This is a genomic window from Cellvibrio sp. UBA7661, assembly GCA_002483365.1.
Classification (GTDB): domain Bacteria; phylum Pseudomonadota; class Gammaproteobacteria; order Pseudomonadales; family Cellvibrionaceae; genus Cellvibrio.
In genome coordinates, this window is the sequence record DLHT01000008.1 from 1 (window position 1) to 16,630 (window position 16,630).

Annotated in this window: 12 protein-coding genes; 2 read left to right on the top strand and 10 right to left on the bottom strand. The window is 50.6% G+C overall.

From position 1 onward, the window contains the following. Positions 1-62: 62 nt before the first annotated feature. From cysG to B2739_RS07280, 7 genes are all read right to left on the bottom strand, one after another. The gene (gene cysG / locus B2739_RS07250) at positions 63-1,460 is read right to left on the bottom strand and encodes a siroheme synthase CysG (RefSeq protein WP_331345199.1); all 1,398 of its coding nucleotides are present in this window, start codon (positions 1,458-1,460) and stop codon (positions 63-65) included. Positions 1,461-1,468: 8 nt separating this feature from the next. After that, positions 1,469-1,738 (bottom strand): Txe/YoeB family addiction module toxin, encoded by a 270-nt coding sequence (locus tag B2739_RS07255; protein ID WP_331345200.1) that lies wholly within the window; start codon positions 1,736-1,738, stop codon positions 1,469-1,471. Beyond that, the gene (locus B2739_RS07260) at positions 1,719-1,991 is read right to left on the bottom strand and encodes a type II toxin-antitoxin system Phd/YefM family antitoxin (RefSeq protein ID WP_331345201.1); all 273 of its coding nucleotides are present in this window, start codon (positions 1,989-1,991) and stop codon (positions 1,719-1,721) included. Before B2739_RS07260 ends, B2739_RS07255 begins: the two co-directional genes overlap by 20 nt. A gap of 120 nt (positions 1,992-2,111) precedes the next feature. Further along, positions 2,112-3,035 (bottom strand): hypothetical protein, encoded by a 924-nt coding sequence (locus B2739_RS07265; RefSeq protein ID WP_331345202.1) that lies wholly within the window; start codon positions 3,033-3,035, stop codon positions 2,112-2,114. A 28-nt stretch (positions 3,036-3,063) separates the two neighbouring features. Beyond that, positions 3,064-4,350, bottom strand: coding sequence for a serine--tRNA ligase (gene serS, locus B2739_RS07270; RefSeq protein ID WP_331345203.1), 1,287 nt, complete (start codon positions 4,348-4,350; stop codon positions 3,064-3,066). A 127-nt stretch (positions 4,351-4,477) separates the two neighbouring features. Then, complete coding sequence (gene crcB, locus B2739_RS07275; RefSeq protein WP_331345204.1) at positions 4,478-4,852, bottom strand: fluoride efflux transporter CrcB; 375 nt, start codon at positions 4,850-4,852, stop codon at positions 4,478-4,480. A 14-nt stretch (positions 4,853-4,866) separates the two neighbouring features. Continuing rightward, a complete protein-coding gene (locus B2739_RS07280) occupies positions 4,867-6,207 on the bottom strand; it encodes a replication-associated recombination protein A (RefSeq protein WP_414633216.1) in 1,341 nt (446 codons plus the stop codon). Between the two features lie 276 nt (positions 6,208-6,483). On the opposite strand from B2739_RS07280, the gene B2739_RS07285 reads away from it, so the two are divergent. Together B2739_RS07285 and B2739_RS07290 are read left to right on the top strand one after the other, a co-directional pair. Then, on the top strand, positions 6,484-11,142 hold the full coding sequence (locus B2739_RS07285; protein WP_331345205.1) for an Ig-like domain-containing protein: 4,659 nt from the start codon (positions 6,484-6,486) through the stop codon (positions 11,140-11,142). Next, positions 11,139-11,756, top strand: coding sequence for an outer membrane beta-barrel protein (locus tag B2739_RS07290; RefSeq protein ID WP_331345206.1), 618 nt, complete (start codon positions 11,139-11,141; stop codon positions 11,754-11,756). The genes B2739_RS07285 and B2739_RS07290 overlap by 4 nt, the downstream gene beginning before the upstream one ends. Before the next feature lie 128 nt (positions 11,757-11,884). Here the strand turns inward: B2739_RS07290 and lolA are convergent, their stop codons facing one another. From lolA to B2739_RS07305, 3 genes are all read right to left on the bottom strand, one after another. Beyond that, complete coding sequence (lolA, locus tag B2739_RS07295; protein WP_331345207.1) at positions 11,885-12,517, bottom strand: outer membrane lipoprotein chaperone LolA; 633 nt, start codon at positions 12,515-12,517, stop codon at positions 11,885-11,887. A 98-nt stretch (positions 12,518-12,615) separates the two neighbouring features. Then, positions 12,616-14,985 (bottom strand): DNA translocase FtsK, encoded by a 2,370-nt coding sequence (locus B2739_RS07300; protein WP_414633217.1) that lies wholly within the window; start codon positions 14,983-14,985, stop codon positions 12,616-12,618. A 126-nt stretch (positions 14,986-15,111) separates the two neighbouring features. Then, positions 15,112-16,620 (bottom strand): diguanylate cyclase, encoded by a 1,509-nt coding sequence (locus tag B2739_RS07305; protein ID WP_331345209.1) that lies wholly within the window; start codon positions 16,618-16,620, stop codon positions 15,112-15,114. Positions 16,621-16,630: the final 10 nt, after the last annotated feature.

The following is a 16,630-nucleotide window of genomic DNA, read 5'->3' on the forward strand; positions in this document are numbered from 1 at the left end:
CAGTTATTACTTGAATCCGCGTTTAATGTTAAGAAAAAGAAAATAAAAAAACGCCTGAGCAATCAGGCGTTTTTTATTTGCGGTGTAAACCAGCGCAAACTTTCATGCAACTGCACCACTTCACCGACAATAAATAATGTAGGGGCATGTACATCATTGGCCGCAACAACATCAGCGATAGATGTTAAATCCGATACAAGAACACGCTGTTGCTGCGTCGTCCCTTTTTCAATCAAAGCAACCGGAGTATTGGCCGCGCGGCCATGTGCAATCAGGGATTCACAAATTTCTTTTAAACCTACCAGCCCCATGTAAAACACCAGTGTCTGGGTTGGATTCGCCAACTCTGGCCACTGTAAATTAGTATCGTCTGATTTCAGATGCCCGGTCACAAACCGCACTGACTGGGCATAATCACGATGCGTTAATGGAATACCCGCATAGGCAGCGCAACCAGAGGCAGCGGTAATACCAGGCACCACTTGGAAAGGAATATTGTGTTGCGCCAGTAATTCGATTTCTTCACCGCCGCGACCAAAAATAAATGGATCGCCGCCTTTTAAACGCAATACGCGTTTACCCTCTTTGGCCAAATCCACCAGCAACTGATTAATATTTTCCTGCTGCATAGCGTGTTCATTGCGGCGCTTGCCCACATAGATACGCTCGGCATCGCGGCGCACTAATTCCATCACACCGTCTGATACTAAACGGTCATAGAGCACTACATCCGCCTGCTGCATCAAACGCAAAGCGCGCAGGGTTAATAGTTCCGGATCGCCGGGGCCGCCACCCACCAAATAGACTTCACCTTGAGTCAGCTGGGTTTGATCGCCCGCTAATTCACGCGCGATTAATTCATCCGCTGCAGCTTGTTGCCCGTTAAACGTTAATTCAGCAGCAGGGCCTTGCAGAATTTTTTCCCAAAATTTGCGGCGGCTATCGCCATCATCAAAACGCGCTTTCACACGATCACGCCATGAACTGGCCAACTGCGCTAATTTTCCATAACTCGCTGGAATTAATGTCTCTAACTTTGCACGCACCAAGCGCGCAAGAACTGGCGCTTCACCTCCACTTGACACCGCAATCACCAGCGGCGAGCGGTCGATAATTGCAGGGGTTATGTAAGTACAAAGCGCCGGTGTGTCTACCACGTTCACCGGTAAATTCAGGGCTTGGGCATCCGCAGAAATTTTTTCATTCAAGGCTTCAATATCCGTTGCCGCAATCGCCAACACACAGCCTTGCAAATCGCTCGTGTGATATTCGCGCTCATGCAGCTCGCCATTATTCTGCATCACCAAACTGCGCAGCTCGGCAGAAATCTCCGGCGCCACAATACGCAACCGCGCACCCGCTTTAGCAAGCATACGCCCTTTGCGAGTTGCCACTTCACCTCCGCCCACCAACAAGCAGAGGCGGTTTTTTAAATCGAGAAAGACGGGGAAATAATCCATAGAAGTATCTACTGATCGTAATGACCACCGATTGCGAAAACATAAATCGCGTGGTCATCAAACTTATAAATGAGGCGGTCTTTGTGGGAAATACGTCGCGACCAAAAACCAGAGAGATTGTGCTTGAGCGCTTCAGGCTTACCAATTCCTTTGGTTGGATCTTTAGAGCGCAATAACTCCTTCAACACTTTACACAGGGCTTTATGCAGTGCTTTGTCGCGCTCGCGCATAGTTTCATAAGCCGCCCAGGTTTCGCCCTCAAACACCAGTGATTTCATTGAGTTCCCCTTCCGTGGGTTGGTAACCGGAGCTTTGGCTGTGGGTTTTCAGTGAAACGGCTATCTGCCGCATCAAGTCACTGGACTGCAAAACATGCAGGGTTTCTTGCTCCCGCTCCCAATCATCGGCACTCACCACCACAAAATCCTCACCAGCGCGGCGAGTGACTTTCAAAGGGGTGTGGTTATTAATAACCCCCTCCACCACCTCTTTGAGATTGTCACGGAAGCGGTTGACACTAATAGTTTCCATAGCTCACCTGATATGTACGGATTTTCCGTACATAATACCCAAAAAGTGAAATGAAAGATATTGGCATTTTTGGAATCAAAAATAAGACTTATGCATATAACTTTGCCGCCGATGAACCACCTAGCATATAAACTCTTTTGTTATTACTTCAACCAATCTGACGAGTTCATTGGAACGAACTGAAGATGGAGATTTCACACTTAAATCAGATGATCTCAATAAACAAAATCGGCTTAACGTTTGCAGCACGTACTGCATCTGTGAAAATGACAACTCAAGATCAGAAGGAATACTCATCAATGCTTCCCTCCCGGCAAAATATTTAGCCCCTATTTGACTTGTAACTTTTACACCACCCGCAAAACTGATATGCGTTTCTAATAAAAAGTTTGAATATCCACTCAACCACCGTGCAAATACATCAGTGTGAACAAATCGCCCCTCATTCGAAAGGGAGCCATGAAAAATTTCATCTAATTCTTCCATTTTTGAGTTAAATTTATCGACCCAAAATATTATCAATGACTTCTCAGAATCTATTGATCGGGAACTAAACTCAACGCGTAACGGAGAATTAAAAGGAAACAACTCCGCATAAATTTTCTCCTTGTTTGAAATTTCAATTTTCTTATTCTCTTCAAGCCCACTTAAAATATCCATAAATGATTTTTTATGATCCAAATAATTTTTAAATATATTTTGATTTAATGACTCTTGAATTTGTATGCTAGTTTGTTGGCTACGAAAAACAACCGCATAAAAACCGGCTACGGCAAACACTGCAGTTAAAATTGCAATCGGAAGCTTTAAAACATCCATCATGCTAGCCATACAGGAGTAGCTATCGCAGATAAAGGTTAAACCATCCCAGTCAACTATTAAAATCCATAAAATTATTGCTACTGTAATCAACAACCCCAAAATTAGGATTGTTCGAAACACACAATCTTGTCCAAGAGTACGAACGCGCTGATCTTTTACCTTGTGACACCACATTTTCATATCTCCAATAAAAAAGGTGGGTATCGCTTGCGCTCTACCCACCCTACGTTCACATAAGTGAATCTTGTAATTACTTTTTAACTGGCACCAATACTTCAGTACCACCCATATAAGGGCGCAACACTTCCGGAACAATCACGCTGCCGTCTTCTTGTTGGTAGTTTTCCAACACTGCTAGCAAGGTGCGGCCAATCGCCAAGCCGGAACCGTTAAGGGTGTGTAGCAATTCAGGTTTGCCGGTTTCTTTGTTGCGGTAGCGCGCCATCATGCGACGAGCCTGGAAGTCGCGGAAGCTGCTGCAAGAGGAAATTTCGCGGTATTTATCTTGCGATGGCACCCACACTTCGATGTCGTAAGTTTTGGCGGATGAGAAACCAATATCGCCGCCGCACAAAATAACAGTGCGATGAGGTAGAGCTAAATCGTGCAGGATTTTTTCGGCGTGACTCACCAAGGCTTCAAGCGCTGCATCTGATTCTTCCGGGCGTACAAACTGTACCAGCTCTACTTTTTCGAACTGGTGCTGGCGAATCATGCCGCGGGTATCGCGGCCATAGCTGCCTGCTTCAGAACGGAAGCAAGGTGAATGGCAGACGAGTTTAATAGGCAGTTGGGTTTCATCCACAATTTCATCGCGATAAATATTGGTCACCGGCACTTCGGCAGTGGGGATCAAATAAAATTCGCGGTCGTCGGTTAATTTGAATAAATCTTCTTCAAATTTAGGTAGCTGGCCGGTGCCGAATAATGAATCGCGATTCACGATAAAAGGCACGTTCACTTCTTCGTAACCGTGTTGGTTGATGTGGGTATCCAACATAAATTGTGCGAGCGCACGATGCAGACGCGCCACGCCGCCGCGCAATACCGCAAAGCGGGTGCCGGTGATTTTGGTGGCGACTTCAAAATCCAAACCGCCCAGTTCAGCACCCAGATCAACGTGATCTTTAATAGGGAAATGAAAACTGCGTGGCATGCCCCAGCGGCGCACTTCTACGTTGTCTTCATCACTTTTACCTTCCGGTACTTCAGCGGCTGGTACGTTGGGAATTGCTTTTACAAACTCATCCCACTCGGCTTGAATTGCCGCAAGCTCTACTTCTGCACCGGTCAATTGCTGCTTGATGTTTTCCACCGCTTGCATCATGGGCGCAACATCTTCACCGGCTTGTTTGGCTTTGCCGATACCTTTGGAAATGGAGTTGCGCTCGGCTTGCAGGTTTTCAGTTTTTACCTGAATTTCTTTGCGTTTTTCTTCCAGTGCTTGAATTTTGGCAACATCTAATTGATAACCGCGTTTTGCCAAACCCTGTGCTACTTCTTCAGTAGCGGTGCGAAGTAATTTTGAATCTAACATGATGAGTAATTATCTATTTGAAAGTTAAAAAAATGTTATCCGTAGCCCGTATGGAGCCTAGCGGAATACGGGGGAATAATTGCCAATACAAACCCGGCATTTCGTTAGGCTCCATGCGGGCTACAATCTAAAAAAACTTCTGTGTTAAGGCCATTCCAGTGAACGCCATTAACAGACCGACAATCACTGAGCTGCTTGCATAAATAAGCGCATTCAATACATAACCGCTCTGCCACAACTGAAATATTTCCAGCGAAAACGCGGAGAAGGTTGTAAAGCCACCCAAAACGCCGGTGATAAAAAACAACCGCCATTCAGCAGACAAGGTTGTTTTTTCAACCAGCAGCACATAAGCAACGCCGATTAAAAACGATCCGACAATATTCACGATAAACGTGCCTAGCGGAAAACGAATCCCTAACAGTGGTGTTAGATAGCCGACCGCCGCGAATCTGAGTACAGATCCGAGCGCACCACCTAATGCGATTGCTAACCACTGCATTGTGTTTTCCCAGTCTATTTTTTGTAGCGTTGCTGCTTACTTTGTTTATCCAGCTCTTGCAAATGCGCGAGCTTTTCCTGAATTTTTAATTCCAAACCACGCTCTACCGGTTGATAGTAACGCGCTTGCGCAATCTCTTCCGGCAAATAATTTTCACCCGCTGCATAAGCGCCCGGCTCATCGTGGGCGTAGCGGTACTGCGCACCATAATCCATGTTTTTCATGAGTTTGGTGGGGGCATTGCGTAAATGCAGGGGAACATCGTAAGCCGGTTGGTTGCGCACATCGGCCATCACTTGGTTGAACGCATTATACACAGCATTACTTTTGGGTGCGCAGGCGAGATACACCACTGCCTGAGCGATAGCCAACTGCCCTTCCGGGCTGCCCAAACGTTCCTGCACATCCCACGCGGATAAACACAACGGCAGCGCGCGCGGGTCGGCGTTGCCTATATCTTCACTGGCCATACGCACTACACGGCGGGCGATATAAAGCGGATCGCAGCCGCCATCGAGCATTCTGGCAAGCCAATAGAGCGCGCCATCGGGCGAGGAGCCGCGCACAGATTTATGCAGCGCAGAAATTTGCTCATAAAAAATATCGCCGCCTTTATCAAAGCGGCGCACATCACTGGCGAGCACTTCGGCCAGAACGTGTTCATTGATGACTTTTTTATCGCCATCGTCATCGGCCAAATCAGCAGCGATTTCCAACAAGTTGAGCGATTTACGTGCATCACCATCGGCCGCTTGTGCGAGCGTCATCAGGGTATCGTCGTCGATACTGATCTGCTGTTCACCCAAACCGCGCTCTTTGTCATTGAGTGCTTGCAGCAATACGTTTTTCAATTGCTCTGGCTGTAAGCCACGCAGTACATATACACGACAGCGCGAGAGCAACGCATTATTTAATTCAAACGAAGGGTTTTCAGTCGTCGCACCGATAAAAATAAAGGTGCCGTCTTCCACGTAAGGCAGAAATGCATCCTGCTGGGATTTATTAAAGCGATGCACTTCATCCACAAACAAAATCGTTTTGCGACGAGTTGAGATTCGCTCCTGCTGCGCCGCCGCAACCGCCGCACGAATTTCTTTTACGCCGGATAACACCGCCGAAAGCGTTTCAAAACGGGCATCAGCTTGTTCGGCAAATAATTTTGCGAGCGAGGTTTTACCCACACCGGGAGGCCCCCACAGGATCATGGAATGGAGTTGACCGCGGGTAATGGCTTCGCGCAGGGGTTTGCCCGCGGCGAGCAGATGCTCTTGCCCGATGTAATCATCCAGATTGCGCGGGCGCATACGCGCGGCAAGCGGTTGATAGGCGGGTGTGGGTGATCCGAATAAATCCATGTCTATCCTGTTATGAAAACAGCAAATTAATCTTGTAACACCTCAACACCTTCCGGTATTTGAGTAAGAAATGGGAGTGCAGCCATTATAAGTCGCGAGATCATCAATCTCATATAGATAGAGTCAAAACCAATATAATGTACGAGCTTTTTATTCTGTTCTATCTTTACTCAATAGGATTTTGATCAAGCAGTCCCTAACCAATAGATCGATCAACAAAAAAGCCCTACCAATTTTAATAACAACTAACAGTAATCCAGATCTGAGGTGTAGCTATTGACTCGCTCATTGAATCGCCACAAAAACGGGGGGTGTACATACCTCGCCCACCTATTCACCCTGACAATGTTCTGTGGTGCTACCCAAGCCCATGCGGGGGATTTGGTCGCTTATTGGAAGTTTGATGAGACTGTCGCTGGAACCCAAGCCGCAGACAGTTCGGGCACAGGTTATCCAGGCACACCTACAGGTGCTGGCGGGGCACAAAACATGCCCCAACCCAACACCACAATAAAAGCGCCCACTGACTTCCCCAACGCCGCCAGCCTGTATTTTGATGGAGATGATGACTATCTGGATTTGCCGGATGGATTTGCCGATTTCCGCACGGGTATGACCATCACCCTTTGGGCTCACCCTACTGAGTTGAAAGAATGGGGGCGTTTTTTTGACTTTGGTAATGGTGCATCGAGCGACAACATCATCATTGCCAGAAATGGCAACTCTCAATTTTTTTACTACGAAGCTTATAACGGCAGCAGCACCATCAAGGTGAATGGCGCTACACCCATCAAACTCAATGAGTGGCACTACTACACAGTGACGGTTGAAGGCGCAGATTCAGCCACGCCCGGACGAACCCGGATTTACGTAGATGGCGTGCTGGATGCAGACCAGATGGGCAATGTTCCGTTGAACTTAACCCGGATAAATAACTACATCGGCAAAAGTAACTGGGGCGACCCTTATTACAAAGGTTATATCGATGAACTGCGTATTTATAAACGAGCTTTGACAGCGGCAGAAGTACTGGCATTAGCAGAAGGAGAAGAAGGCCCTTCCGGCCTGCCCATGTCCACTACTCCCGATATGCAAGCCGCCAGTGATTCGGGAGCATCCAATAGCGACAACATCACCAAGATTGTCCAGCCCGTTTTTTCCGGCACCGCGGATGTGAGCACCACTGTTACACTCAGCTCCGATATTGATGGCGATCTGGGGACAGTAGCTGTGGATGGCAGCGGCAATTGGAGTATCACCCCCAGTAGCGCCCTGACCGCGGGCACCCATAAGATCACGGCCAAAGCAACCGATGCAGGGAACAACACCGGTATTTCCAGTGCCCCGCTCACCGTTGTTATCGATACCACTGCTCCGGTAGTGACGGTAAGTACCCTCACGACCAAAGACACCACACCGCCTTTGTCCGGTACTGTGAATGATGCCAACGCCAGCGTCAGTGTGACGGTAGCAGGCCAAACCCTTGCCGCAACCAACTCGGGAGATGGCAACTGGAGCCTTGCCGATAATAGCCTGAGCGCACTCACTCCCGGCGTACTTGGCGTATTGGCCACCGCTACCGACATTGCCGGTAACTCAGGCCAAGACGCTACCAACAATGAGTTGAACCTTGACCTTACTGCACCCAGCGGTCACAGCCTGGTGATAAATCAGGCAGTAATTAACACAGCAAACGAAAACGCCCTCAGCTTCACCATCAACAGCGGTGAAGTAGGTGCGAGTTATACGTTTACGATTACCAGCAGCGGCGGTGGCACAGCCGTCACCGGTTCGGGCACGATCAGCAGTGCCAGCCAGTTGATCAGCAACCTGGATGTTACCGCTCTAGGCGAGGGAACCCTCACGCTCACCCTCGTCCTGACAGACCCGTTGGGGAATGTCGCCAGCGATGTGACGGCCACTGTGCTGAAGCAATATGCACTGCCACCAGTCATTACCCAAGGGGCAAGCACCAATGTCACCATGAGTGAAGATGGCGCACCCCAATCCTTCGCACTTAGCCTTTCCGCCACGGATCCCAATGGCGATACGCTCAGCTGGAGCCTAATGTCTGCCCCAGTACAGGGAACCGCCAATGCCAGTGGTAGCGGGGGCAGTATTAGCCCGGGTTACAGCCCTCGTGCTGACTACAACGGTAACGACAGCTTTGTCGTCCAGGTCAGCGATGGTGCCCTCACCGATACTATCCGGGTGAATATCACCATCACCCCAGTCAACGATGCGCCTGTCATCACTGGTACACCGGCCACCCGTGTCAGTGAAGACAGCCCCTACACCTTCACACCCGGTGCCAGTGATGTCGATACCGGAGACCTGCTGGGTTTTACCATCGCCAATAAGCCTGCATGGGCACTGTTTGACCCCGCAACAGGCCGCTTGAGTGGCACTCCAACCAATGCGGATGTGGGTGTTTATAACGCCATACAAATCAGTGTGACCGATGGCGTTGCAAGCACCGCGCTGCCAGCTTTTAACCTTGAAGTCATGAATAGTAATGACACTCCGGTTGCCAGAGCAGACCGTTTTTCTATGACCGCCAATAGCAACAACCAGTACCTGCTGGATGTGTTGGTTAACGACGAAGATATGGATGGCGACTCACTCCAGCTGATGCAGGCGCGAGCACCCCTCGGGCAAGTCAGTATGGAGACCGGAGGGCTGAGATATATGGCACCTGCCGGTTTCCGCGGTCAGGTCAATCTCAGCTACACCATCCGCGACCCTTCAGGTGCTACAGCCCAGGCGGATGCAGTGCTGCTGATTACGGGCGAAAGCAATGCGGCAACACCCATTATTACGCCACCGGAAGATGTGGAAGTGAATGCCACCGCGCTCTATACCAAAGTAGATTTGGGGCAAGCCTCGGCGGTAGATACCAACAATCGCCCCATAGCGGTATCACTGGTGGACGGCACCTCCATATATCCCCCCGGGGTTTACCAAGCCTATTGGCAGGCAACCGACAGCAACGGCAACCAAGCGCTGGCCAGCCAAAAAGTCAGTGTCCATCCGCTGGTTTCCCTGGGCAAGGATCAAACGGCCAGTGAAGGCACCCAAGTGACCCTTAAAGTGCATTTGAATGGTGTCAGCCCGGTTTATCCACTCGTGATTCCGTTCAGTGTCGGCGGCAGTGCCGATATTAATGACCACGACCTGCGCAGCGGCTCAGTCACGATCACCAGCGGCACAGAGGCCAGTATTCAAGTTCATCTGCTGGAAGACGGTCTTGCAGATTCCGGTGAGGAACTGGTGATCAGCCTGTCACCCTCGTTAAATCTGGGCGCAAAATCCTCCTCACAGATAACAATCAGCGAAGCCAATATTGCGCCTGAAGGGCGTATCGAGGTGACCCAAAATAGCCAGAATCGCCTCACGGTGAGCCAACTGGACGGGTTGGTTACTGCACAAGCCAAGGTGAGTGATGCCAACCCTGATGACGCTTTAACATTAGTGTGGGATGGGGGCTCTTTGGTTAACTTTTCCACCCGCCCCGATCACTTCCAATTTGACCCCAAGTCGCTCGCTGCAGGGGTTTATCCTCTCGCGCTCACAGTGACCGATGCAGGAGGCCTGAGCAACCGCGTTCAAGTCTATGTAGAGGTTCTGCCGCAATTGGCAGTGCTGGGTGACGCAGATACCGATGGCGACCTGATTCCCGATGCCATTGAAGGTTATGCCGATGCTGACGGCGATGGTATACCTGACTATCTGGATGCCATTAGCGACTGCAACGTCATGCAAGAAACTTTGCAGACATCGGTCGAGTACCTTGCCGAAGGTGATCCGGGTGTCTGCCTGCGTAAAAATGCCTATCTGACAACAGATTCAGCAGCAAATCCATCGGGCGGATTGTTGGTTAACACCGTCGGGATTGCCGATGAGGCCGCGCACAATACCGGCGGTTTATTCAGCTTTATCGCCTACGGCCTGCCACAGGCGGGGCAAAGCTACAATCTGGTTCTGCCCCAACGCCAATCCATTCCCGCCCAAGCGGTCTATCGCAAACTGCTCAATGAGCAATGGCAATTTTTCATCCAAAATGAGCGCAATCAGCTATTCAGCACACGCGGTGAACCCGGATTCTGCCCACCACCGGGCGATGCGCTCTGGCAACCCGGATTAACCGAGGGCGACCACTGTGTCCAATTATTGATTGAAGATGGCGGCCCCAACGATGCAGACGGAGAGGCTAATCGCGCGATTCTGGACCCGGGTGGCGTAGCGGTAATGTTGAGCGACAACCGGCCACCTCTGGCAGTGGGTGAAACTCTGCAAAGTCTGTGGAATCGCACTGTCGAGCTGGATGTATTGACCAACGACAGCGACCCCGATGGCGATAACCTGACTTTGGCCAGTGCATCTTCCCCGCTGGGACAAGTCGCTGTCATCGACCGGACTCGCCTGAGTTATAACCCGCCGACCAACTTTGGCGGCAACACCTGGATTGACTATTCCGTGAGCGATGGCCGTGGTGGCATTAGCACTGCGAGGGTAAACCTCACCGTAATAACGAATAGCCTTCCGGTGGCGCAAGTCGATCAGGCCAGTACCGATGACCGCACCCCCATCACCCTGAACGTTCTGGCCAACGATACCGATGCCGATGACCATACCCTCAGCATTGTCTCGGCGACCGCCCAGCATGGCACCCTGAGCATTAATAGCGATCAAACCCTCACCTACACGCCTAAAGCGGGGTTCGATGGTATGGATCAGATTGTCTATCAAGTCGATGACGGCAATGGCGGTCAGGCTCAGGGGACTGCCAGTATCAGGGTCAAGGCATACCAAACCACCAGTATCAGTAACCAGTCTTCGTCCGGCGGCGGCAGTACAGGCACCAGTCTTCTGTTGCTGCTACTGGGCTTACTGGTGCCCTACTCTTACAGGCTCCACAAGGATCGCATTCAATGAAAAAAATAATCCTCATCGGCAGTTTATTCTTCGCCCTGCCTGCATTGGCAGAAGACCTACGGATTGGCCTGCAACTTGGCAAAAGCAACACTGCAACACCCGCCCTACCTGACAATCTGCCGGGGCAAAATACCGCGATAGTGACCAGTAAAGATTCCGATACCAGTTGGGCAATCGAGCTCAACTACAGCTGGGGGGATAACAAGGAGTCATGGAAGGGAAAAGGCTATTGGTTGTTGGGTTACAGCGACTTGGGAGAAGGTAGCGCCAGTATCCGCGGCGATAGCCTAACACCAGAGCAATATCATCAGGCACTAGCAGAAGTTACCCCTATTTTAGGAGCAGGCTGGTTACTGGGCGCGGGCTATGAGCTGGTACAAAAACAGGCCTGGTCACTGGTGGCCGATGCGGGAATCTTTAGCTGGGAAAACACCATCAAAAGCAATGCAAACAACCGCACACTGAAGAGCGAGCAGGATGGCAATGATCTATTCGTTGGTGCGAAGTTGATTTACGAATTGGATAGCCGCTGGGCCTTGCAAGCCGCTGTACGCCAATACCAATTGCCAGAGCCGGTGACGGATTTCAGTGTGGGCGCAAGGCTGCAGTTTTAAACCCGCCAAGCGCTCTTATGCAAACAATCGCTGTTATACAAATACGCAGTGAACATTCACCGCAACGTAACCCCCGAGAGCAGGGATTCACAAGACTAATCGCAACAGAGATTAGTCTTTCAACACACTTAATCTTGTAACACCTCAACACCTTCCGGTATTTGAAAAAAGAATTTTTCTTCCGCGAGAGGTTTGTTGCGCTGAACATTGCTGAGCGCACAGCGAGTTACCTGCCCCAAGCTGTCTTTGATCGAAAACTCGGTTAACTGGCCGTTTTTAAATACCAGCGTTAAATGTTGGAACATGCCTTCAGTCACTTTGGGCGTGAGTGTAAACGCATCGGCAGTTTTGTTGCTGGTATCGCGCGTGACTGAAAATTGTTTGCGCAATTGCTCGGCATCTGCACTCAATAAAAGTGCCGGGGTTTCGCGCAGGTCATCGGTGAATTCGCGCACGGTGACGGTTTCCAGATCCGGGTCGTACAACCAAATCGTTTTATTGTTGGAGACCAATAATTGCGGCATAGGATCGAGCGTTTTCCAATAAAACTTGCCCGGGCGCATAAGCATAAATTCGCCGCTGCTGGAGTCTTGTTCAGCGCCGTCTTTGTTGTCGTAAGTGGTTTGTACAAAATTGCCTTGCAGGCTATTCATGGCATCGAGTTGCTTGCGCAATTGCGCAGCAGCCTGATCATCGGCCGCCAGCGCGGAAAACGAAAATACACACAATAAGCCAGCAAATATTCGGGCGAATAGTTTCATAGAAAATCCAATAGTTAATGAAGTGACCGACACCCGAATCCTATCGGGTGCGGATGAACGGCAGGTAAATCACGCGCGATAAATTCTGCACAGAAACGCTAATTAAAATCGCGCCCGCCACCAACTAATACTTCGCGGTTGCCGTTATGGCCCGCCGAGGAAACAACACCGGCCGCTTCCATGGTCTCGATCAGACGTGCGGCGCGGTTGTAGCCGATGCGCAATTTGCGCTGTACCGATGAGATAGAAGCTTTGCGCGATTCAATTACAAACTGCACGGCTTCATCGTAAAGAGCATCGGTTTCACTATCATCACCTTCGCCACCTTCACTCGGTAATCCCGGTACCGGAATGGAGTTGTTGTCATCATCGGTAATGCCGTCGATATATTGTGGAGCGCCGCGTTTTTTCCAATCCGCCACGACTTTATGCACTTCGTGGTCATCCACAAACGCACCGTGGACACGAATGGGAACGCTGGTGCCCGATGGTAAATAGAGCATGTCGCCGTGACCAAGCAACTGCTCTGCCCCGCCCTGGTCCAAAATGGTACGCGAGTCGATTTTGGAGGAAACCTGGAATGCGATACGTGTGGGCACGTTGGCTTTAATCAAACCGGTAATGATGTCTACCGATGGCCGCTGGGTCGCGAGAATCAGGTGAATACCTGCCGCACGCGCTTTCTGCGCGATACGGGCGATCAGTTGTTCGACCTTTTTCTTATCGACAATCATCATCATGTCGGCGAATTCGTCGATCACCACCACGATAAACGGCAGCTCTTCCAAATCCGGCGCGGTTGCAACTTCGGCTCCCGGTTCAAAATTTTCTTCCGGTTTGAACAACGGATCTTTGATAGGTTCACCCGCTTTAATCGCATCATCTACTTTGCGATTAAAACCAGCGAGGTTACGCACACCCAGCGCTGACATGAGCTTGTAGCGGCGCTCCATTTCCCCCACACACCAACGCAGGCCGTTGGAGGCGTCTTTCATATCGGTGATTACCGGGGTAAGAAGGTGAGGAATCCCCTCATAGACCGACAATTCCAGCATTTTTGGGTCCACCAGAATCAAGCGCACTTCTTTGGGAGTGGACTTATACAACAGGCTGAGCAGCATTACGTTCACGCCCACGGATTTACCCGAACCGGTAGTACCGGCCACCAGCAAGTGCGGCATTTTGGCGAGGTCAGACACAATCGGCTCGCCGGAAATGTCATGCCCCAATGCCATAGTGAGCGGCGATTTGGCGTTATCGAAAACATCAGACGCGATCACTTCTGACAAACGCACCATTTCGCGATGCGCATTAGGGATTTCGATCCCCATCACCGATTTGCCGGGAATAACTTCCACCACACGCACAGAAACTACTGCAAGTGAACGCGCCAGATCTTTCGCCAAACCGGAAATACGGCTGGCTTTAATACCCGGTGCAGGTTGGATTTCAAAACGGGTCACTACTGGCCCCGGCTGTACCGAGACTACTTCAATCTCAATACCGAAGTCTTTGAGTTTCAACTCCAACATGCGCGACATGGCTTCCAGCGATTCTTTGGAATAACCCTTATCGCTGCGTTTATCAGCAGGATCGAGCAAGCTCAACGGCGGCAACTGCCCCACCGCGGGCTCCAGCGATTCAAACAACGAAGGCTGTTTTTCTTTCTCGATACGCGGGCTGGGTGCCGGTTTCTTTTTAGGCGGCTCGGTAATAATGACCGGCGCAACGCGTTTGGCTTCCTGTTTTACATGCTGCTCAACCACTTCACGGCGATGTTCCTGAGCTTTGGCGGCAATTTGTTTTTCTGCTTTTTCACGGCGATACACCTGCCACTTTTCCAAACCACGGTTAATGCCGATAAGCACCCAGCGGCCAATATCTTCACTGAGCTTTAACCATGAAAGATCGGTAAAAATAGTCATGCCCACCAAAAACATCGACAGCATCAGCAAGGTGCCGCCGGTGTAATTGAACGCATTGAATACACCATCAGAAACCGCTGCGCCTAATAATCCACCGTTTGAATAAGGCAATACCGATGCACCATCGCTGTAGTGCATGGCCGCAATACCGGTGCCTGCCACCATCACCAAAATAAGCCCTACCGCGCGCAATCCGAAGAACAGCCAGTCAATGCCATCCTGCTTGGTGCGGTCGCGCAGTACCAGCCAGGCGCGGTAAGCAATCATTACCGGAAATAAATACGCGAGATAACCAAACAGCGAGAAAAATACATCGGCGATCCAGGCACCAAAAGCACCGCCAGCATTCTGGGCGATAGCATTCTCACCGGTTTTTGACCAGCCCGGATCGTTAGGATCGTAACTGGCCATCGCAATCAACAGATACAAACAAACAGCGCCCAAACCAATCAGGGCACCCTCTTTCAGCAGGCGGACCAGCAGGTTGGATGTTTGCTCGGATGCGGGGGCACGGCGTTGTGGTGTGGCTGATTTCAAAACAATATCCCGTTAGCTTTTTATAGAAGTCGATACGCAATGGCGTATAACAGATGGGGCTATTGTAATTACTGGCGGCAGATTTACCACCGGCAAGATCATCTCGTGAGGAATAGACAGACAATTAACCGCTTAATGCTGGGTTTCAGCAATGATGGATTCCATACCCGGAGCCCAACAAGTGACCTGATTGCGGCCGTGTTGTTTGGAATAGTAGAGGGCTTCGTCTGCTTGTTGGACTAATTGGTTGGGCGTAGTCGCCCCCATGCGGATGGAGGTCACGCCAAAACTGCCGGTCACTTTAATGCCGTTGGTTTCGGCTTGGGCGATTTTTTCGCGGCAGCGCTCGGCAATCATTTGCGCCTGCTCCAGCGGGGCGCCGGGCAGAATGACGCAGAATTCCTCACCCCCAAAGCGCGCCACCATATCCATATCGCGTACCACTTCGCGCAGGCTGTTGGCGGCCATTTTAATCACTTCATCACCCGCGGCATGGCCGTAGGTATCGTTTACTTTTTTGAAGAAATCGATATCCGCCATGATGCAGCTGAACTCGGTATCGCCCGCGCGCGCGCCATCAAATTTCCCGTTGAGATGCTCATACAGTGCACGGCGGTTGAAACAGTTGGTCAACGGATCGCGCGTGGCAAGGTAGGTCAGCTCTTTATTTTTGCTTTCAATCGCCGCCTGGCTCGCCGCCAGCTCCTGGATCATGTTCTCCAGCAAACGGCTTTTGGATTCCAGCTCGGTAATGTCTTCAAATACCGCAATGGTGCCCTGGCTTGAGCCTTTGGCATCCAAAATGGGAACCGCATTCACATGGAAGATTTTATCCTTGTCATCGGCCTGTGGTAGCAACACACGAACACCGGTCTGTTTGATGCCGGTATTGATGGCCGTAATCCAGGGATATTCGAGCGCCTCCTGCTTGGGGTCCAGATACCAGCCGAGGTTACTGGCCTTTTTCGCCAAAACCGACTGTTCACTGCGCCCTAAATGTTCAATCAACGCGGTATTGGCCAGCACGATCTGTTCACGCCTGTCCAGAATCAGCACCCCTTCCGCCAGAATATTCAATGCATTGCGCACCCGTGAGGGTACAACTGCACTGGGGTCAAGGTGTTTCAGTGCGCGCTTGATGTAATACCAAAATCCCACAAAGCCGCTGAGCGATACAAAAATAATCAACAAAACGAACGTTGGAATCCCAAAAATGGGATGGCTGTCGCTCATCAGGGGTTCAAAAGTGATTTCAAAATCGGCGCGCTTGGCTCCGTTGATCATGAGTGGAAAACGCACATGGGTCGGCGTGGATTCGTGCGGTTTTGCCTTTGTCCATTTTTGCGCATGCAATTTGGTTTGCGCGACGATAATGCCGTCGTTGCGGCGCACACCGGCCGATTCAATTTCCGGATTGCGCTCTACGGTGGATTCCAGCAAATACTGCAGCAGCACATCATCGCCACGCAAAATAGCTACCGTCACTTGCGATGCGAGTGTTTCCGTCAGGCGCTTGCGCACATCCAATTGTTGGCGCTCGGCACCGGGAGCCAACCCGATGGCTTGCGCGAGGATCAGGATGGACACTGTGAGTACCACCAAGCCCAAACTCAACCTGACTGCAGGAGTAAAACCTAACATTATCTCGCTG

Excerpts from the sequence above, each read along its gene's own strand:
- cysG (WP_331345199.1), bottom strand. The coding sequence starts at position 1,460 with ATGGATTATTTCCCCGTCTTTCTCGATTTAAAAAACCGCCTCTGCTTG.
- B2739_RS07255 (WP_331345200.1), bottom strand. The coding sequence starts at position 1,738 with ATGAAATCACTGGTGTTTGAGGGCGAAACCTGGGCGGCTTATGAAACT.
- B2739_RS07260 (WP_331345201.1), bottom strand. The coding sequence starts at position 1,991 with ATGGAAACTATTAGTGTCAACCGCTTCCGTGACAATCTCAAAGAGGTG.
- serS (WP_331345203.1), bottom strand. The coding sequence starts at position 4,350 with ATGTTAGATTCAAAATTACTTCGCACCGCTACTGAAGAAGTAGCACAG.
- crcB (WP_331345204.1), bottom strand. The coding sequence starts at position 4,852 with ATGCAGTGGTTAGCAATCGCATTAGGTGGTGCGCTCGGATCTGTACTC.
- B2739_RS07280 (WP_414633216.1), bottom strand. The coding sequence starts at position 6,207 with ATGGATTTATTCGGATCACCCACACCCGCCTATCAACCGCTTGCCGCG.
- B2739_RS07290 (WP_331345206.1), top strand. The coding sequence starts at position 11,139 with ATGAAAAAAATAATCCTCATCGGCAGTTTATTCTTCGCCCTGCCTGCA.
- lolA (WP_331345207.1), bottom strand. The coding sequence starts at position 12,517 with ATGAAACTATTCGCCCGAATATTTGCTGGCTTATTGTGTGTATTTTCG.
- B2739_RS07305 (WP_331345209.1), bottom strand. The coding sequence starts at position 16,620 with ATGTTAGGTTTTACTCCTGCAGTCAGGTTGAGTTTGGGCTTGGTGGTA.